The organism is Nosocomiicoccus ampullae, from assembly GCF_001696685.1.
GTDB lineage: Bacteria > Bacillota > Bacilli > Staphylococcales > Salinicoccaceae > Nosocomiicoccus > Nosocomiicoccus ampullae_A.
The window spans coordinates 22557-41218 of sequence record NZ_MBFG01000004.1 but is presented as its reverse complement, the minus strand read 5'-3'; the positions used below and the strand labels follow the sequence as shown (position 1 = coordinate 41218).

Sequence of the window (18662 nt, the reverse complement as noted above, 5' to 3'; positions counted from 1 at the left end):
ATAATCCAATGAAATTTGACACAATTTCGAGTATATCAACACCGGTTGGTGAAGGAGCCATCGCAATTGTCAGACTTTCAGGAGATGAAGCAATCGCCATCGCAGACCGACTATATAAAGGTAAAAAGAGTTTAAAGGAAGTAGACTCTCATACGATCAATTACGGTCATATCGTCGATCCAAAAACGAACGAAGTAATCGAAGAAGTAATGGTAGCCGTTATGCGTGCACCAAAAACATATACACGTGAAGATATCGTTGAAATTAACTGCCACGGTGGTATTCATACAATAAATCATATCCTTCAGTTAACATTACAAAATGGCGCTGAAATGGCAGAGCCGGGAGAGTTTACAAAACGTGCATTTTTAAATGGACGTATTGATTTATCTCAAGCAGAAGGAATTATGGATTTCATACGATCAAAGACAGATGACGCGTCTAAAATTGCGAACCAACAAATGCAAGGACGCTTAAAAGAGTATATTGAACATTTACGACAAGAAATATTAGTCGTACTTGCTCAAGTTGAGGTTAATATCGATTATCCAGAGTATGATGATGTCGAAGAAGCAACGACGCGTCAATTACTCGAAGCATCGCGCACGATTAAAACAGAAATCGAGGACCTATTAAAATCATCACGTGAAGGACGTATTTTACGTGAAGGATTAAATACAGTAATCGTCGGAAAACCAAACGTTGGTAAAAGTTCTTTATTAAACTATCTCATTCAAGATAACCGTGCAATCGTTACTGATATCGCAGGAACAACGCGAGATATTTTAGAGGAATACGTCAACGTCAATGGTATTCCGTTAAAACTCACAGACACTGCAGGCATTCGTGAAACAGAAGATATCGTTGAGAAAATCGGTGTCGAACGTTCACGTGAAGCGTTACAAAATGCAGAATTAATACTTTATCTATTAGATCATACGACTGGTTTTTCAGAAGAAGATAAAGATATATTAAACAATTTAAAAGAGCGTAACGTCATCATTATCGTCAACAAGACAGATTTAGAAGGTACAATTGATATCGATACTTTAAAATCAGATTATGATTTTCCTGTCGTGTTAACTTCTGTTACAGAGGGCACAGGGATTAAAGATTTAGAAGAAAGTATTAAAGAGTTATTCTTTAGTGGTGGTATTTCGATACAAGATTCAACTTACGTATCAAATAATCGTCATATTCATCTACTAGAACAAGCGCATAGAAGTATTATTGATGCGATCGAAGCTGCTGAAATGGATATTCCAGTAGATATGATCCAAATAGATTTAGTAAAAACGTGGCAATTACTCGGAGAAGTAATTGGTCAAGATGTTTCAGAAGAATTGATTGATCAGCTATTTAGTCAATTCTGTTTAGGAAAATAGGAGGAAAAATTATGGAGCATAATAAATACGATTGTATCGTCGTCGGTGCAGGACATGCGGGTATTGAAGCGGGACTTGCAACGGCTCGTAAAGGGTTAAAAACTTTAATGCTGACAATCAACCTAGATAATATTGCGTTTATGCCATGCAACCCGTCAGTAGGGGGTCCAGCTAAAGGTATCGTCGTAAGAGAAGTGGATGCTCTTGGCGGAGAAATGGCAAAAGTTGTCGATAAAACAAATATTCAAATGCGTATGTTAAATACGGGTAAAGGACCTGCAGTTCGTGCATTACGCGCACAAGCAGATAAATTAGATTATCAAAAAGTGATGAAGCAAGTATTAGAAGATGAAGAAAATCTAGATATCCTTCAAGCGATGGTCGATGCTTTAATTATCGAAGATGATGTCGTAAAAGGTGTCCGCACTAATATTAACACTGAATATTATAGTGATGCAGTGATTATCACGACAGGTACATTTTTACGTGGAGAAATTATTTTAGGAAACTTAAAATATTCTTCAGGACCAAACCATCAAATGCCTTCATTAAAACTTGCAGATCAATTAAAAGAACTAGGATTTGAAATCGTTCGTTTTAAAACAGGTACACCGCCACGCGTGAATTCAGACTCAATCGATTACGAGGAAACTGAAATTCAACCTGGTGACGATGTACCACGTGCATTTAGTTATGACACAACAGAATTTAATATGAATCAACTCCCATGTTGGCTGACTCACACGAATGAATTTACACACGAAATTATAAACGATAACTTACATCTTTCAGCAATGTATTCTGGACTTATCGAAGGTACAGGGCCGAGATATTGTCCATCTATCGAAGATAAAATCGTCCGATTCAACGATAAACCACGTCACCAAATATTCTTAGAGCCTGAAGGTAGACATACAAAAGAAGTCTATGTACAAGGGTTATCTACGAGTATGCCAGAACATGTACAACAAGAAATGTTAAAGACAATTCCTGGACTTAAAAATGCACGTATGATGCGTACAGGTTACGCAATTGAATACGATGCGGTCGTACCGACACAATTATGGCCAACACTTGAAACTAAAAAAATAGAAAATTTATTTACAGCAGGACAAATTAATGGAACAAGTGGTTATGAGGAAGCGGCTGCACAAGGTATTATCGCGGGTATTAACGCAGCAAACAAATTACTTGGTAAAGAACCATTAATTTTAAGTCGTACAGATGCGTATATCGGTGTGTTAATCGATGACCTAGTAACAAAAGGAACAGAGGAACCATATAGATTATTAACGTCTCGTGCAGAACACCGTTTAATTTTACGTCACGACAATGCAGATTTACGATTAACTGATATTGGATACCGTGAAGGACTTATATCAGAAGAGCGTTATGAGAGATTCCAAAGTAAAAAAGCAAGAATTGAAAATGAACTTGAAAGACTCGAATCGATTCGTATTAAACCAAATGAACATACGCAGTCTATTATTGAAAATAAAGGTGGATCTCGATTAAAAGACGGCATTCTCGCTAGAGATTTACTGCGTCGTCCAGAAATGAATTACGATGATATTATGGAAATTCTAAACGAAGAATCCGTACTTTCACCTGAAGAGAAAGAACAAATTGAAATTCAAATTAAATACGATGGCTATATTAAAAAATCTTTAACGCAAGTTGAAAAAATGAAGCGTATGGAAAGTAAACGTATTCCAGATAATATCGACTACGATCAAATTCATTCACTTGCGTCAGAAGCGCGCGATAAGTTAAAAGAAGTAAGACCGTTAGATCTCGCACAAGCGTCTAGAATTTCTGGCGTTAACCCAGCAGATATTTCTATCTTACTCGTTTATATCGAACAAGGGAAAATAGCGAAAATACAAGATTAAAGGCTTATTTAAGCCTTTTTTCTTAAATTCAGAGGGATAATGATGACAAGAGAAGAGTTTATAAGTTATTTAAAAGACGAAGGTATTGAAGTGACAGATTATCAGCTCGAACAATTCGATATATACTTTAAAATGTTAGTCGAATGGAACGAAAAAATGAATTTAACAGCAATTACAGATGAAGAAGAAGTGTATGAAAAACATTTCTATGACTCAATTACGCCGTTATTTTTCTTAGATATCGAAGAAGGTGCATCAATTTGTGATGTTGGTGCAGGTGCAGGGTTCCCCTCATTACCGATGAAAATCATTCGTCCAGATTTAAAAATAACGATCGTCGATTCATTAAAAAAGCGTATTACTTTTTTAAATGAATTAACAGCAAACTTAAAATTAGATAAAATTACATTAGTACATGACCGTGCAGAAACATTCGGTCAACATGGTCAACGACATATGTTTGATATCGTAACAGCACGTGCAGTTGCACGCTTAAATGTATTACTAGAATTATGTTTACCACTCGTTCGTACAGGTGGGCGTTTAATCGTATTAAAAGGTCAAAAGGCAGAAGAAGAATTAAGAGAAGCGGAATTTGCTTTAGAATTACTTGGTGGAGAATTGAGTCAAGTGTTCTCGTTATCATTACCACATGAAAATAGCGAGCGTTATATTATCGAATTCGATAAAAAACGAAAAACTCCGAGAGATTTCCCGAGAAAACCAGGTACACCGAATAAAAAACCATTAGTAAAGTAAAGGAGGAATCACGTTGAAAAAGCCATTTTCAAAGTTATTTAATCTACTCGATAAAACGGATCGTCACGTTGAAGATAAGATTGAAAAAATACCGGTTGAAAAAATCGTACCGAACAGATTCCAGCCGAGAAAAGTATTTGATAACAAATCGATCAAAGAACTTGCCGATTCTATTGAAGTTCATGGTCTACTTCAACCGATTACGTTACGACCAATCGAAGAAGGTATGTATGAAATTATCGCAGGCGAACGCCGTTTTAGAGCAATAAAATCATTACATTTTGAAAATGTCGAATCGATTATTCGCTATTTTACAGATCAAGAAGCAGCAGTTATAGCGATTATTGAAAATATTCAACGTGAAGACTTATCTCCTTACGAAGAAGCACTTGCATATAAAGACTTATTATCTATGGATGACATTACACAAAAGGATCTCGCGCATTCACTTGGAAAAAGTCAGTCCTTTATCGCGAATAAATTACGATTATTAAAGCTATCATCACCCGTTATAACGGCGTTACAAAATAATGATATAAGTGAAAGACACGCGAGGGCAATGCTTTCTTTAGATAACGCTATGCAGTACGAAGTGTTAGAAAAAGTAAAAGACAAAGATTTAACTGTTAAAGATACCGAGCAGCTCGTTAAAAACCGTTTGAAACAAAAAGAAACGCAAATTAACTTTAATGATGACATGACATTTCTCATGAATGATTTAGATAATGAAATTCAAAAAATTAAACGTCACGGTCATGAAGTGTTATGTGAAAAAACAGAAGATGAAGATACGTATATCATTAATATAAAAATTAAAAAGTAGGAGAGATGCAGAAATGAGTCGTTTAGAAAGTATTCGTGTTTCTGACATCAAACCGAATCCATATCAGCCGAGACTGCATTTTGACGAAAAAGAGTTAAATGCATTAAAAGTTTCTATACAAGAAAACGGACTACTTCAACCGATTATTGTGCGTCAAACTGTTATAGGGTATACGTTAATTGCTGGAGAGAGAAGATGGCGTGCGTTTAAAGCGTTAAACTTAGAAACTATCGATGCGATTGTCAAAGAAATGTCAGATGAAGAAATGATGACATATGCGATAATTGAAAACTTACAACGTGAAGATTTAGATCCATTTGAGGAAGCGATGAGTTACAAAAAATATATGGAAACGTTGAATCTCAATCAATCAGAAACGGCTAAAAAGCTTGGTAAATCGAGATCATATATCGCGAACATGATTCGTTTATTAAATTTACCTCATTCAGTAATACAACTTATACAAGATGGTAAATTAACAACAGCACACGGACGAACATTACTCAGTTTAAAAAATCAGTTACATATTGAAGAAATCGCTAAACGAATTGTCGATGAAAAGTGGAATGTTCGTGAGACAGAACGTTTTGTACGTAAATTCGAAACGACTAAAAAAACAGAAAAGAAATATGTCGAAAAACCCGCACCAATCGCACGTGTGGAACAGTCCTTAAAACGACGGTTAGGTACGGATGTCGATATTAAACAAGTCGGCAAAAAGGGACAAATAGTTTTATCTTTTACGAGTGTTGAAGAGTACAAGCGACTCGTCACATTACTGAGTGAAATAGGAGAGGATTAAATGATTCTAAAATGGCTAACGTTGATGGCAGTCGAAGCAATTGATACACCATTAGATACGAGTTTTTTAGATACGATATGGAAAAAAATCACATCTGTAGAACTATGGGTTAACGTTGGAGAACGTGTATTATGGTCAATTTTTATAGTCATTTTAGGGATGATCATTATAAAAATTGTCAATCGTATTATCGAAAACTTTTTACTTAAGAAAATTTCCATTCGACCAGGTAGAGCACCCATTAGTTTAAAGCGCAATAAAACACTTCTAAGTATGTTACAAAATAGCGTGACAGTATTTGGATGGTTCGTTATTGTCGTGACAATATTAGAAATATTTAACATACCAGTTGGAACACTGCTCGCTGGGGCAGGGATTGCTGGTTTAGCAATCGGTTTTGGTGCACAAAGTTTAGTTAAAGATATGATTACTGGGTTTTTTATCATTTTAGAAAATCAGTTCGACAAAGGTGACTTTGTAAAATTTACAAATCAAGGATCACCAATTGCAGAAGGACAAGTCGTATACCTCGGACTTAGAAGTTCGAAAGTTTTAGGTTATAACTCTGAAATGTATATGGTGCCAAATGGTACAATAGGAGAAGTTGTGAACTTTTCAAAAGAAAATTCAATAGGCTTCTTAGAATTTTACTTACCAATCGATACAGATATTAGTCGAGTTGAAAGATTATTAAGTGTATATTTTGAAGAAAATTGGCAGAAAAACGAAAGTATCGTAGAACCACCACAATTACTCGGTGTTCAAGATTTCATTAGTGGTCAATTACAATATAGAATTATGTTTATTACGCGTCCAATGGAACAATTCCAGGTGCTACGTGATTATCGTAAAAACATTCAAACGCTTCTTAAAAATAACGAAATTACTCTTGGTGTTCCATCTGTGGAATTTAATGAAGAGAAGCAATAAAGAGGTAAATATATGAGTAAAGAATTCCAGCTTGGCAGTATTGTTGAGATGAAAAAACCACATCCATGTGGAAATAATGAATTTAAAGTCACGCGTCTTGGTGCAGATATCAAAATTAAATGTACAGCGTGTGATCGTACGATTATGTTACCGAGACCAGAGTTTATAAAACGTATAAAGCATGTCAAACAATTTTAATTTGAGGAGAGAAAATAATGGCATTAACAGCAGGAATCGTCGGATTACCAAACGTTGGTAAATCTACTTTATTTAACGCAATTACTAAGGCAGGGGCACTTGCTGCGAACTATCCATTCGCAACAATCGACCCAAACGTCGGAATCGTAGACGTACCAGATGAAAGACTTGATAAGTTAACTGAAATCGTCGTACCAAAAAAGACAGTCCCAACAGCATTTGAATTTACAGATATCGCAGGTATCGTAAAAGGTGCATCAAAAGGGGAAGGTTTAGGTAACAAATTCTTATCTCATATCCGTGAAGTAGACGCAATTTGTCAGGTCGTTCGTGCATTCGATGACGACAACATTACACACGTTTCAGGTAGAGTCGATCCAATTGATGACATCGAAGTAATTAATATGGAGTTAATTTTTGCAGACTTAGAAAGTATCGAAAGACGCTTACCACGTGTTGAAAAAATGGCACGTCAAAAAGATAAGGACGCAATGTTTGAAACAGATGTATTAACTAAAATTAAAGTCGCACTTGAAGAAAACAAACCAGTACGCTCAGTTTCACTGACAGCTGAAGAAAAAGCAGTTGTAAAACATTTAAACTTCTTAACACAAAAGCCAATTATATACGTGGCAAACGTTGCTGAAGATGAATTAGCTGATTTAGAAAACAACGAATATTTAAAGAAAATCATCGATTACGCAAAAGCGGAAGATGCACAAGTTGTACCAGTATCTGCGCGTGTCGAAGAAGAAATGGCAGTACTCGACGATGAAGATAAAAACGAATTTTTAGAAGCACTCGGACTTGAAGAATCAGGACTTGATAAATTAATTCGTCAAACATACGACTTATTAGGACTTGCGACATACTTCACAGCGGGCGTTCAAGAAGTACGCGCATGGACGTTTAAAAAAGGAATGACTGCACCAGAATGTGCTGGGATCATCCATACAGATTTCCAAAAAGGGTTTATCCGTGCGGAAGTAATGAGTTACGATGATCTCGTAGAACTAGGAAGTGAAGCGGCTGTAAAAGAAGCGGGTAAATCACGATTAGAAGGAAAAGATTATATTATGCAAGACGGAGACGTCGTGCATTTTAGATTTAACGTTTAAAAATTAAGGAATAGTTACATTAACAATTGTATTTCGTAAACCTAACTGGTATAATATCTGATTGTGAGTAATGAAAATTATTCCTTGCCAAAACGAATGTTTTGGCCGCAAAGTCCATAAGGAGGTGTAAAGATGAAAAGAGCATACGAGATTTTATATATCGTACGTCCGGATTTAGAAGAAGACGCAGTAAAACAACTCGTTGAGCGTTTTGACGAAGTGCTTACTTCTAACGGTGCTGAAATCATCGAATCTAAAGAGTGGGGTAAACGTCGTTTAGCTTACGAAATCGAAGACTACAAAGACGGTTTATACCAAATTGTTAAATTAGATGCAGAAGATTCAAAAGCAGTTGACGAATTTGACCGTCTTGCTAAAATCAGCAACGACATCATTCGTCACATCGTAGTTCGCGACGAAGAACGCGAAGAAAAGTAATGAATAGAAAATGGAGATGATTACATGCTGAATCGTGTCGTTTTAGTTGGCCGTCTCACAAGAGATCCTGAACTCCGCGCTGGTCAAAGTGGTGTACAAGTAGGTAACTTTACCTTAGCAGTCAACAGACCATTTACTGACAGAAACGGAGAACGTGGTGCTGACTTTATCAACTGTGTTGTATTTAGAAAACAAGCAGAAAACGTTAAAAACTACGTTCAAAAAGGTAGTTTAGTAGGCGTTGATGGAAGACTCCAATCACGTAGCTACGAAAACAAAGAAGGCCAAAGAGTATATGTTACAGAAGTAGTATGTGACAGTGTTCAGTTCTTAGAACCGAAAAATCGACAAAACAGCAGTAATCAGGCAAGTCATGCGGCAGAAAGTTATTCTGAGCCGTATAACAGCGGAAATCAATCTTACGGTTCACGTCCACCTGAGAATCCATTTGCGAATTCTACAGGAAACGTAGACATTAGTGAAGACGATTTACCGTTCTAACATAGAGAATTTAATTTTATAACTACGAATTGTATGTGTATTAGTAGTGTTAAAACTGAAATCAATGTGTGGATTTCGGTGTGTGCAAACCGAGACAATCGTCTCGGTTTATTTTTTTACATAAGTTATTTTAAAATATTTATATAGTGTGTTTAATGCTATTTTTTAAGGAGTTTAGTTATGAGTTTTATAAATAAAAGACAGTCGATCATACTATTTGTACTTATGTCGGTGACATTTGTATTGGTCGCATGTCAAAATAATTCATCTTCAAATAAAGAGGAGCCACCGAGTAAAGACAAAACGGTAGAAGAAAAAGAAGAAGAAAAAGTAAAAACGATAGAACCAGAAGTTGTAACGATATATGTACGTGAAAACTTACAAGAACCATTTGAGGAAATTGCGAAAAACTTCCAAGAAAGTCATGAAGACATCATTCTCGACGTTAAATATTTAAAAAATGATGAAATGATCGATGAAACAATCAATAATGATAAAAATGCAATTGTATTTACAACAGAAGATATTGTAAATGAAATGATTGATGAAAAATTAATCGAACATAAAGACACTGGTGTTGGCATGATGGATGAGCTTGTATTATTTACAAAAGTAGATTCACCAGATATTCAAAAGACATCAGATATCGATGAAGATACGCGTATTGCTATCTTAAACCCTGAGCTTTATGAAGAGGGTGAGTTGAGCAAAAAAGTATTTGAAGACGATGAATTTAAAGATGTAAGTACGACAGACAATCTAATTCTCGGCGATAGTGTAGACGATGTAAAACAAGACATTGCAAATAACAATGCATCTGTTGGAGTCTTATATCTATCAGAAGTTGAAGCAGATGAAGATTATCATGTCCTGAAACGATTACCACGTAACATTGTTGAACCGTATATCTACAAAGTAGGAATTATAAAAAAGGAAGAGCTCGAGAGTAGCACACGAACTGTTTATAGTTACCTATTATCAAACGATAGTTTAGATGTATTCTCTGAGTATGGGTATATTATTTAAATGAAAAGAATACTATTCTTAATCTCACTTATTTTTGTATTAGTAGTAACTGCTTGTAGTAATGATTCAAAACAAGAAAGTAAAAAAGAGACAAAAGCAGAAACGATTACAGTATCTGCAGCAGCAAGTTTACAAGATGCGCTAAATGAAGTAATCGAAGAGTACAACAAAGAAAGTGACGTAAAAATCGATGTCAACTATGGTGGTTCAGGCGCGTTACGTGAACAGATTTTAAAAGGTTCACCAGTTGATCTATTTATTTCAGCGTCACAAGATGATTTTAAACAAGTCGATGACGAAGGGTTAATTTTTGAAAAGAAAGATTACCTTGAAAACAAACTCGTTTTAATTCGTCCTGAAGACGGTACTGTAAATTCAATTGATGATTTAAAATACGTATCACAAATCGCAATTGGTGAGGTAGAAACAGTACCAGCAGGAAAGTATGCAAAAGAAGCGTTCACATCTCTTAATTTGTTTGATGAATTAGAGAGTAAATTTATATATGCAAGTGATGTACGTGCAGTACTCACTTACGTTGCTCAAGGTGAAGTAGACGCTGGGGTTGTTTATGAAACAGATGCTGAAACTGAAAAAGACAACGTCGATATCGTCGATGAATTTGGTAGCGACACACATAAACCGATCATTTATCCGATTGGGACACTAAGTGAGTCTGAATCAGTAAAGGAATTTTATGATTTCTTAAATAGTGACGCTGTATTAGATATCTTTAAAAAGTACGGTTTTACTGTAGAGTAGGGTTTATATGAATATTACTGATATGGCCTTTTGGACCCCGGTAATTTTATCGCTAAAAGTGGCGTCAGTTGCACTTATACTTGCATTTATATTTGGTGTACTTGTAGCGCGTCTCATGACGAAGTATCAATTTAAAGGTAAAGTCGTTTTAGAAACGATACTCATGTTGCCAATTGTACTTCCACCAACAGTAGTTGGATTTATACTCATTATCGTATTTGGTAAAAAGTCGTATATCGGTCAGCTGATATATATGATTTTTGATCACGGAGTACTCTTTACGATATATGCAGCAATTATCGCAAGTACAGTTGTCGCATTTCCTTTAATGTATCAATCAGCGAAAAATGGTTTTTTATCAATTGATCAACATATCATTGAAGCGGCACGTGTAGATGGAAATTCAGAAGCACGTATATTTTTTAAAATAATTATTCCTCTGTCAAAAAATTTACTCATTACAGGAGCGATGTTAAGTTTCGCACGTGCACTCGGTGAATTCGGTGCGACGTTGATGTTTGCAGGTAATATCCCTGGTAAAACACAAACGTTACCTACAGCTGTATACTCAGCGATTCAATCAGGTAACATGACACTCGCTTGGATGTGGGTGATTTCAATTATTACAATTAGTTTTGTGATGATGCTATTTATCCGCGTAAAAGAAAATTGACATTAAAAATTAAACACTATATAATAGTAAAGCACATAAACACACACTACTATACACGTTTTGAATATGTAGTTATAGATACGAATATCGATCACACACATCGATAGTAAATCTATAATCAAGAGGAGGATTACTATGGCAGGTCCAAGAAGAGGCGGTCGTCGTCGTAGAAAAGTTTGCTACTTTACTGCAAACGGAATTACGCACATCGACTATAAAGAAGTAGATCTTCTGAAAAAATTCATTTCAGAACGTGGTAAAATTTTACCAAGACGTGTTACAGGTACTTCAGCGAAGTATCAACGTCAGTTAACAACTGCAATTAAACGTGCACGTCACATGGGATTACTTCCTTTCATTAAAGAAGAAGCTTAATCTTAACACCCTCACTGTACTAGAGGTTACAGCGAGGGTATTTTTTTCTGTTTTATTTTGAAAACGATTGCTTTATAGGCTAAAAATATTTTATGATTACTATAACTATAAGTGGAGGTGTATTCCATGGAAAACACGAAGAAAAGTCTATTTCAAAGAACGTTAGACGTGATTGAAAAAATTGGATCACGTTTACCGGATCCCTTTGTACTATTTTTAATATTTGCAGTCTTAATAGTTGTTATATCAGTTATTGCAACAAGCCTTGGTGCATCAACAGTGCACCCGTCAACAGGTGAAGTTGTTGAAGTTAAAAGTTTACTGTCACGTGAAGGTATTGAATTTATATTAACTGAGACAGTGACGAACTTCACAGGTTTCGCACCACTTGGTCTCGTATTAGCGATGATGCTCGGTGTTGGACTTGTAGAAAAAGTAGGATTTTTTGATTATGTAATTAGAAAAACTTTACTTAAAGCACCACCATTTATACTTACGTATACAGTTGTGTTTGTTGGTATTATGGGGAACATTGCTTCAGATGCTTCCGCAGTTATCATTCCGCCACTCGCAGCGCTCGTATTTTATAAAGTTGGACGTCACCCACTTGCTGGTCTTGCAGCAGGTTTCGCGGGTGCAGGTGCCGGATTTACAGCGAACTTATTAGTCGCGGGTACAGACGTATTACTTTCTGGTATTTCTACAGAAGCGGCGAGAATTATTGATCCAGAATTTGTAGTGACTCCATTAGATAACTACTTCTTTAACGTAGTATCAGTATTTATGTTAACGATTATCGGTGGGTTAATTACGACGAGATTCATAGAGCCAAGACTCGGTACATATGAAGGTGCAGTAGAAGATGAAGAAGAAACTGAAGTTCAAAATGGTGGACGCGGTGTGTTATTAGCGGTAATCGCATCAGTTATTTACTGGGGACTTATCGTTGGTGGATTCTTCTTACCAAACTCATATTTAGCAGGAGAAGACGGTGGATTTTTAAATTCTCCATTATTAAAAGGAATTGTACCTGTTATTTTAGTATGGTTCATGATTGTTGGTGTGACGTTTGGCTTTACGACAAAAGTGTTAAAGACTTCAACAGATGTCACTAATAAAATGGCGGAAGCGATAAAAGATATGGCACCTTATATCGTATTAGTGTTTGCGATTGCTCAGTTCATCGCGTACTTTAACTGGTCTAACTTAGCAATTTGGTTAGCAGTAAACGGTGCAGCATTCTTTGAAAGTATCCAATTCACAGGTATTCCGCTAATTATTCTATATGTCATATTTACTGGTTTATTAAACTTCTTAATTACTTCAGGATCAGCAAAATGGGCATTAGAAGCACCGGTATTTATACCGATGTTTATGCAACTCGGTTATGACCCAGCATTCGTACAAGCAGCATACAGAATCGCAGACTCTAGTATGAACATCGTAACACCACTGTATCCTTTAATGATTGTTATTATTTCATTTATGAGACGTTACGATAAAAATTCAAATATTGGAACATATATGTCATTAATGATTCCATACGCATTCTCATTCTTATTTGCATGGATCATATTACTATTAGTGTTCTACTATACAGGCCTGCCACTCGGACCAGGTGCATATACGTTATTAGAATCTAGAGGATAGAAGGGATATTTATGGACGAGCTAATTAAGTATGCAAAAGAAAATCGTAGGTTACTACATCAAGTTCCAGAAGTTGGATTTACAGAGTATATTACGACATACTTAATTTATGAAAGACTGTCTCAAACAAACTTTAATTTATATGTTGGAGACGACGCACTCGATATTGACACGCAAGTCGGTTTACCGAGTGATGACGTAATGGCAAACACATATCAACGTGCATTAGATTACGGAGTACCGTCTTCATTTCTAGAAAAAATACACCCGTATAAAACAGGTGTAGTTGCGACAATCGATACAAATCAAAAAGGACCTCATGTGGTCCTTCGATTTGATATCGACGCGTTACCAATTAAGGAAAGTAATGAGATTGAACACGTTCCGTTTAAAGAAGGATTTCAGTCGAAACATGACGGTGAGATGCATGCTTGTGGTCATGACGCTCATGCAGCGATTGGAATTAGTGTAGCGACGTATATCGACGAACATATCGATGAGTTAACAGGGAAGTATACAATTATATTTCAAAACTCTGAAGAAGGTGTTAGAGGTGCGGCAAGTTATGCTAAAAAAGGTTGGTTAGATGATGCGGACTACTTTTTAAGTGGACACGTCGGGACAATCAGCGAAGAAGTCGGGACAGTAGGAGCGACAGCGACAAACTTTTTAGCAAGTACAAAGTTCAACGTTGAACTTTTCGGTCAGTCATCTCACGCGGGGTCTAATCCGCAAGACGGCAACAACGCACTTCTCGCAGCATCAGCGATTGCTTTATCATTAAATACAATCGCACCACATAGAGAAGGAGCAACAAGGTTAAACGTCGGTACACTGCAAGCAGGACAAGGTCGAAATATTATACCGGATTATGCAAAACTCGAGTGTGAGTCACGCGGGGAAACGACACAGTTAAATGAATATATGTTTGAACGTGCAAAAGAGATTATCGAAAACGGTGCAAAGATGTACGGCTGTGAGAGTAAAATTACGGTTGAAGGATTCGCACCGAGTGCGACATGTTCTAAAGAGATGATCGATATTGTGAAAAGTGCGACTGTAAGTAATGACGCTGTAAAAACAATTGTCGATGAAGTGTCTATGGACGCATCGGAAGATGCAGCAGTATTTATAAATATTGTTCAGGAAAATAATGGAAAAGCGACGTATTTAATTTTTCCATATCACTTAAAGTACGGTCACCATCATCCGTCGTTTGATGTTGATGAAGCAGTTCTAGAAGTTGCGATTACGACATTTATTAATATTTTAAATGAGTTAAAATGAAGGATTTGAAATTAATGAAACATGAAGAATTTATAAAAGATATTATTGAGTCAAAATCAAAATTTTTAAACGAGGTTAGTACGTATATATTTGAACATCCAGAGACGCGCTTTCAAGAATATAATTCATCAAAAAAGTTAATCGAAACGTTAAAACATGAAGGATTCGAAGTTGAAGAAAATGTCGCAAATATCGATACGGCATTTTTAGGAAAATTTGGTTCTGGGAAACCAGTCATTGGTTTTCTTGGAGAATTCGATGCATTATCTGGTTTAAGTCAAGAGCCAGGCATTGCTGAGCATAGTCCTATTGAAGATGGAGGGAATGGTCACGGTTGTGGACATAACCTACTCGGTATCGGGTCACTTGCTGCAGCAATCGCTGTAAAAGAATATCTCGAAGCTAATAATCTAGAAGGAACTGTAATTTACTACGGAACGCCAGGAGAAGAAGGCGGATCTGGTAAAACATTTATGAGTCGTGAAGGCGTATTTGATGATTTAGATTATGCATTTTGTTGGCATCCAGCGCCAATTAACGCTGTAATGATGAACAAAACACTCGCAAACTATCAAGTGAAGTTTAAATTTAAAGGTACGAGTGCACACGCTGCACAATCTCCTGAACTTGGTCGTAGTGCGTTAGACGCTGTAGAACTTATGAACGTTGGCGTTAACTATATGCGTGAACATATGAGTGACACGGCGCGTGTCCATTACGCAGTGTTAAATACAGGAGGAACTTCTCCTAACGTCGTTCAATCAGACGCAGAAGTGTTGTATTTAATCCGTGCAGAAACGTTAAAAGAAACACGCGAATTATTTGAACGTGTTAAAAAGATAGCTCAAGGTGCTGCATTAATGACAGAAACAGAATCATCATTTGAAATTCAAAAAGCATGTTCAGACTACGAACCGAACCGCGCACTTGAAGCGGTCATGTACGATTATCTTAAAAAAGAAGAAGCGGAAATTACTTTTACAGATGAAGAACTCAAATTCGCTCAAAAAATTGTCGATACACTTTCAGATAGTGAAAAAGAAGGAGCAATTAAAGCCAATGAGAGTTTTGGTGCGGTTGTAGATGGCGAAAAAGTAATCGGAAAACCATTAAGTGACGTCGTTCATGATTACGTTGTAACGGGCAAGATAATGCTCGGATCAACAGACGTTGCAGATGTAAGTTGGGTCACTCCAACTGCACAAATATCTGCAGCAACGTCAGCATTTGGAACACCACTTCATACGTGGCAAATGACAGCGCAAGGTCTATCAAGTTATGCATTTAAAGGGATGTACAGAGCAGCGAGAGTGATGGCAAATACAGCAGTTCACGTACTTCATGACGAAACACTTCTAAGTGAAATGAAAGAAGAACACGAAGAAAAACTAAAAAAACAACCATATGAAAACCCGATTCCAAAAGATGTAAACCCGCAACCATAAAAAACGAAGAGAGGATATTATCCTCTCTTCGTTTTTTTATTATTCCCTTCTATAAATGAACGCTCAGAGTTCAGCCCATAGCTATCCAGTATTTCTACAAATTCTTCATCTTCTAATACGTGATTCGCCTCAGATTTTGGCTTTAAATCTGTTTCATCATCTATTTCGACTTCTTTTTTTCCATCATTGATAATAAGTATAAACTCACCGTTTATAAGTGCTTCATGATACGTATTTAAACTCTCGCCATCTAGGTTAAAGCGGCGTGATATGAGTGATTCTGGAGATTTGTTAAAAAGCCCTCCAACGGTTCTTTCCCATATCGTTCCATCACCTTTTACAAATTCAACATCTGTATTATGTTTAAATTCTTTCGTTGGTCGTTTATTACTGACTACAGTCATTTGGCGCGTCTTAATAAAATTTAATTTTAATTCAGTAATTTTATCAACGAGCGATTTTTCGTCTTGGAATGTATATAGCGTCATCATTTCAACCCCTATTATTGATCTATGTACTTAAATGATACCATAATCGTCTATATGATAACTCGCTCTGTTATAAGTTGTACTTTTATAATTTATAGGATATGTTTATATCAAATATATTTATGAGGTAAAAATAATGTTGAAAGAATTGATGTTCTATTTAAAAGATAAACGACAACGACTCAAATGGACTCAGCATGATTTATCTCTTGAGAGTTCAATTAGTCAAACGGTGATTTCACGCATTGAAAATGGACACGATACGGGAAGTGTACGAGAGTTTTTTGCCTTGTTAGAAACGTTAGATATCGACAGAGAAGAATTCATAATGCAACTCGATTTAATTAGTCCGAGAAAGCAATTAGATGACGCAAGGAAACATAAAGATTTTACTAAAATGAAAGAAGTACTTGAAGGTATTCCAAGCTACATACGTGAGAAAAATTCATACTTAAATACATATTGTATATACCATGAAGCACTTTTAAGCTATAGAGCAGACGATTTAGTTCGTGCAATCCACTTGTTACAAGAAGCTAAATCAATGCTAGAAATATACAATCCTATCGACGTGATACTCGCAGAGATTCATTTAATGATAGGGATTATAGAGTTACAGTTAGGACGAGAAGCGTTTCAACATTTTAAAAAAGCGAATCATGTTATCAAAAATGTCCTTGTTACTCGACAAAACTTTAAACATATCATAAGAGTTTATGGTAACTTAGCAGCAATTTATTGCCGTAAAGGATGGTTTCATCTTGTAAAAAGAGAGTTAGACAATGCAACAGCGCTACAAAAGCAATTCGAGTCGACGTATTTAAAAACAGACATCGAGTATTCACGACTGTTGTTATACATGAATACAAAGGACCCCTTACTACATGATCAATTCACGTATATGAAATGCTTATTAAAAGATTATCCAAATGAGAAAATCAAGCAAAGATTAAGCAATATTCGTATACGAATAGATTAAAATTAATCGATAACATTTAAAATACGCTCTGCTATAATCGATTTAAATTTACAATCATTTAAATTAAGAGGAGAGATATTTAATGAGAATGTTATATTTAGTCACTACGATGTTAATTACAATACAACAGTTGGACGACTGCATCTGTCCGGATTTTATTATTTTTTAAAATAGTGAGGCATATTGATGAAGTCGTTAAATGATCGATTATTGATATGTGATATTTTAGAATGCAAGAAACGTGAAAGCAGCTGCGACGAAGTAAAGCGTTACTGTGATTATTGTATCGATATTATTAAAAGCGGAATTAGCAGTATGTATAAAGAAGTGTTCCAGTTTTTAGAAATGGATGAAGAAATTAACAACCAACTGATTAAAGAAGTAAATCGAATTATTAAGATGTATGAAGAAGTTGAACATTTATTAAAACACAATGATGCGTTATACAAACGATATCAACATCAACTATTTACTGGATTTACAGACCATCTATGTGAGAGCTATTATCTATTTTTAAAACGTCATAACAAAGTAACGATTCCGCGTCACCCTGGAAAACGTAAATCATTAAAAGAATATCGAAACTTTTTAAAGCGCTTTAATTACTCGATACGAGAGGAATATTTATTTGTAAATGAAAAAGAAGATACGAATTGATGTGCTACCCTAAAGTTGGATTTTAGTGTCCAACTTTAGGGGTGCAGCTCAAATTAACGTCTCTTCTTTTTCATTAATTTTAGTAATTGTCTCTTTTACTTAGATCGATTTTTTCTTCATCTTCAAGTTGTACTTGCGCTATACTCTGATACGGAATATAAAGTACGTATTGATCAGCATCCATAGCGTTACTAAACTCTGTTTCTTCATAAGGAGTAAATTGTAAATCTTCAGTAGCTCGCTCTTCGCCGTCTTTATCAGTAAATAAAGACTCAAACTTTTGCCATAAATTTCCTTCTCCCATACGAATTTCTACATCATGCTCGCGAGTAAATTCTGTCGGAGGAGAATGTTTTGAGAAAAGAATGACACGTCTTTCATCGACACCTTCGTGTCTTAATTGTTGTACTCTTTTACTTACGTTACCGATATCATCAAACACTTCTATATTTCTATTTTGTTCCATAATAGAACA

The 18662-nt window shown here is 35.8% G+C and carries 21 protein-coding genes; 19 read left to right on the top strand and 2 right to left on the bottom strand.

From position 1 onward, the window contains the following. Positions 1-8 precede the first annotated feature (8 nt). From mnmE to BBS29_RS03345, 17 genes are all read left to right on the top strand, one after another. Positions 9-1385, top strand: coding sequence for a tRNA uridine-5-carboxymethylaminomethyl(34) synthesis GTPase MnmE (gene mnmE, locus BBS29_RS03425; RefSeq protein ID WP_068129060.1), 1377 nt, complete (start codon positions 9-11; stop codon positions 1383-1385). A gap of 11 nt (positions 1386-1396) precedes the next feature. Beyond that, positions 1397-3277, top strand: a complete 1881-nt coding sequence (gene mnmG / locus BBS29_RS03420) for a tRNA uridine-5-carboxymethylaminomethyl(34) synthesis enzyme MnmG (RefSeq protein WP_068129057.1) — start codon at positions 1397-1399, stop codon at positions 3275-3277. A gap of 42 nt (positions 3278-3319) precedes the next feature. Continuing rightward, complete coding sequence (gene rsmG / locus BBS29_RS03415; RefSeq protein ID WP_040928943.1) at positions 3320-4036, top strand: 16S rRNA (guanine(527)-N(7))-methyltransferase RsmG; 717 nt, start codon at positions 3320-3322, stop codon at positions 4034-4036. A gap of 13 nt (positions 4037-4049) precedes the next feature. Then, positions 4050-4859: a ParB/RepB/Spo0J family partition protein gene (locus BBS29_RS03410; protein WP_068129056.1), complete on the top strand. Its 810-nt coding sequence runs from the start codon at positions 4050-4052 to the stop codon at positions 4857-4859. A 13-nt stretch (positions 4860-4872) separates the two neighbouring features. Next, on the top strand, positions 4873-5661 hold the full coding sequence (locus BBS29_RS03405; RefSeq protein ID WP_068129055.1) for a ParB/RepB/Spo0J family partition protein: 789 nt from the start codon (positions 4873-4875) through the stop codon (positions 5659-5661). After that, entirely contained in the window at positions 5662-6591 is a 930-nt protein-coding gene (locus BBS29_RS03400; RefSeq protein WP_143861256.1) for a mechanosensitive ion channel family protein, read from the top strand. Positions 6592-6603: 12 nt separating this feature from the next. Continuing rightward, on the top strand, positions 6604-6789 hold the full coding sequence (locus BBS29_RS03395; protein WP_068129053.1) for a DUF951 domain-containing protein: 186 nt from the start codon (positions 6604-6606) through the stop codon (positions 6787-6789). 17 nt (positions 6790-6806) lie between these two features. Next, positions 6807-7907: a redox-regulated ATPase YchF gene (gene ychF / locus BBS29_RS03390; RefSeq protein WP_068129051.1), complete on the top strand. Its 1101-nt coding sequence runs from the start codon at positions 6807-6809 to the stop codon at positions 7905-7907. A gap of 132 nt (positions 7908-8039) precedes the next feature. Beyond that, entirely contained in the window at positions 8040-8345 is a 306-nt protein-coding gene (gene rpsF, locus BBS29_RS03385) for a 30S ribosomal protein S6 (RefSeq protein WP_040928935.1), read from the top strand. A gap of 24 nt (positions 8346-8369) precedes the next feature. Continuing rightward, positions 8370-8846, top strand: coding sequence for a single-stranded DNA-binding protein (gene ssb, locus BBS29_RS03380; protein ID WP_068129049.1), 477 nt, complete (start codon positions 8370-8372; stop codon positions 8844-8846). A gap of 180 nt (positions 8847-9026) precedes the next feature. Then, positions 9027-9872 (top strand): molybdate ABC transporter substrate-binding protein, encoded by an 846-nt coding sequence (gene modA / locus BBS29_RS03375; RefSeq protein ID WP_068129047.1) that lies wholly within the window; start codon positions 9027-9029, stop codon positions 9870-9872. After that, positions 9873-10634 (top strand): molybdate ABC transporter substrate-binding protein, encoded by a 762-nt coding sequence (modA, locus tag BBS29_RS03370; protein ID WP_068129045.1) that lies wholly within the window; start codon positions 9873-9875, stop codon positions 10632-10634. A gap of 7 nt (positions 10635-10641) precedes the next feature. Next, a complete protein-coding gene (modB, locus tag BBS29_RS03365) occupies positions 10642-11307 on the top strand; it encodes a molybdate ABC transporter permease subunit (protein ID WP_084778818.1) in 666 nt (221 codons plus the stop codon). Between the two features lie 135 nt (positions 11308-11442). Beyond that, positions 11443-11682: a 30S ribosomal protein S18 gene (rpsR, locus tag BBS29_RS03360; protein WP_040928931.1), complete on the top strand. Its 240-nt coding sequence runs from the start codon at positions 11443-11445 to the stop codon at positions 11680-11682. A gap of 126 nt (positions 11683-11808) precedes the next feature. Next, entirely contained in the window at positions 11809-13332 is a 1524-nt protein-coding gene (locus BBS29_RS03355; RefSeq protein WP_068129043.1) for an AbgT family transporter, read from the top strand. 11 nt (positions 13333-13343) lie between these two features. Then, positions 13344-14618 (top strand): amidohydrolase, encoded by a 1275-nt coding sequence (locus BBS29_RS03350; protein WP_083286856.1) that lies wholly within the window; start codon positions 13344-13346, stop codon positions 14616-14618. 14 nt (positions 14619-14632) lie between these two features. Further along, positions 14633-16063, top strand: a complete 1431-nt coding sequence (locus BBS29_RS03345; protein ID WP_068129039.1) for a M20 family metallopeptidase — start codon at positions 14633-14635, stop codon at positions 16061-16063. Between the two features lie 17 nt (positions 16064-16080). On the opposite strand, the gene BBS29_RS03340 is transcribed toward BBS29_RS03345, so the two are convergent. After that, the gene (locus BBS29_RS03340; protein WP_143861254.1) at positions 16081-16554 is read right to left on the bottom strand and encodes a general stress protein; all 474 of its coding nucleotides are present in this window, start codon (positions 16552-16554) and stop codon (positions 16081-16083) included. A gap of 133 nt (positions 16555-16687) precedes the next feature. On the opposite strand from BBS29_RS03340, the gene BBS29_RS03335 reads away from it, so the two are divergent. Beyond that, on the top strand, positions 16688-17530 hold the full coding sequence (locus BBS29_RS03335; protein ID WP_068129035.1) for a helix-turn-helix domain-containing protein: 843 nt from the start codon (positions 16688-16690) through the stop codon (positions 17528-17530). Between the two features lie 186 nt (positions 17531-17716). Then, positions 17717-18187, top strand: coding sequence for a hypothetical protein (locus BBS29_RS03330; protein WP_070622657.1), 471 nt, complete (start codon positions 17717-17719; stop codon positions 18185-18187). A gap of 79 nt (positions 18188-18266) precedes the next feature. Here BBS29_RS03330 and BBS29_RS03325 read toward each other — a convergent pair whose 3' ends face one another. Beyond that, the gene (locus BBS29_RS03325) at positions 18267-18653 is read right to left on the bottom strand and encodes a general stress protein (RefSeq protein ID WP_068129030.1); all 387 of its coding nucleotides are present in this window, start codon (positions 18651-18653) and stop codon (positions 18267-18269) included. Positions 18654-18662 lie beyond the last annotated feature (9 nt).

Coding starts and splice junctions, on each gene's coding strand:
- mnmE (WP_068129060.1), top strand. CDS start 9: ATGAAATTTGACACAATTTCGAGTATATCAACACCGGTTGGTGAAGGA.
- mnmG (WP_068129057.1), top strand. CDS start 1,397: ATGGAGCATAATAAATACGATTGTATCGTCGTCGGTGCAGGACATGCG.
- rsmG (WP_040928943.1), top strand. CDS start 3,320: ATGACAAGAGAAGAGTTTATAAGTTATTTAAAAGACGAAGGTATTGAA.
- BBS29_RS03405 (WP_068129055.1), top strand. CDS start 4,873: ATGAGTCGTTTAGAAAGTATTCGTGTTTCTGACATCAAACCGAATCCA.
- BBS29_RS03400 (WP_143861256.1), top strand. CDS start 5,662: ATGATTCTAAAATGGCTAACGTTGATGGCAGTCGAAGCAATTGATACA.
- BBS29_RS03395 (WP_068129053.1), top strand. CDS start 6,604: ATGAGTAAAGAATTCCAGCTTGGCAGTATTGTTGAGATGAAAAAACCA.
- ychF (WP_068129051.1), top strand. CDS start 6,807: ATGGCATTAACAGCAGGAATCGTCGGATTACCAAACGTTGGTAAATCT.
- rpsF (WP_040928935.1), top strand. CDS start 8,040: ATGAAAAGAGCATACGAGATTTTATATATCGTACGTCCGGATTTAGAA.
- ssb (WP_068129049.1), top strand. CDS start 8,370: ATGCTGAATCGTGTCGTTTTAGTTGGCCGTCTCACAAGAGATCCTGAA.
- modA (WP_068129047.1), top strand. CDS start 9,027: ATGAGTTTTATAAATAAAAGACAGTCGATCATACTATTTGTACTTATG.
- modA (WP_068129045.1), top strand. CDS start 9,873: ATGAAAAGAATACTATTCTTAATCTCACTTATTTTTGTATTAGTAGTA.
- modB (WP_084778818.1), top strand. CDS start 10,642: ATGAATATTACTGATATGGCCTTTTGGACCCCGGTAATTTTATCGCTA.
- rpsR (WP_040928931.1), top strand. CDS start 11,443: ATGGCAGGTCCAAGAAGAGGCGGTCGTCGTCGTAGAAAAGTTTGCTAC.
- BBS29_RS03355 (WP_068129043.1), top strand. CDS start 11,809: ATGGAAAACACGAAGAAAAGTCTATTTCAAAGAACGTTAGACGTGATT.
- BBS29_RS03350 (WP_083286856.1), top strand. CDS start 13,344: ATGGACGAGCTAATTAAGTATGCAAAAGAAAATCGTAGGTTACTACAT.
- BBS29_RS03345 (WP_068129039.1), top strand. CDS start 14,633: ATGAAACATGAAGAATTTATAAAAGATATTATTGAGTCAAAATCAAAA.
- BBS29_RS03340 (WP_143861254.1), bottom strand. CDS start 16,554: ATGATGACGCTATATACATTCCAAGACGAAAAATCGCTCGTTGATAAA.
- BBS29_RS03335 (WP_068129035.1), top strand. CDS start 16,688: ATGTTGAAAGAATTGATGTTCTATTTAAAAGATAAACGACAACGACTC.
- BBS29_RS03330 (WP_070622657.1), top strand. CDS start 17,717: ATGAAGTCGTTAAATGATCGATTATTGATATGTGATATTTTAGAATGC.
- BBS29_RS03325 (WP_068129030.1), bottom strand. CDS start 18,653: ATGGAACAAAATAGAAATATAGAAGTGTTTGATGATATCGGTAACGTA.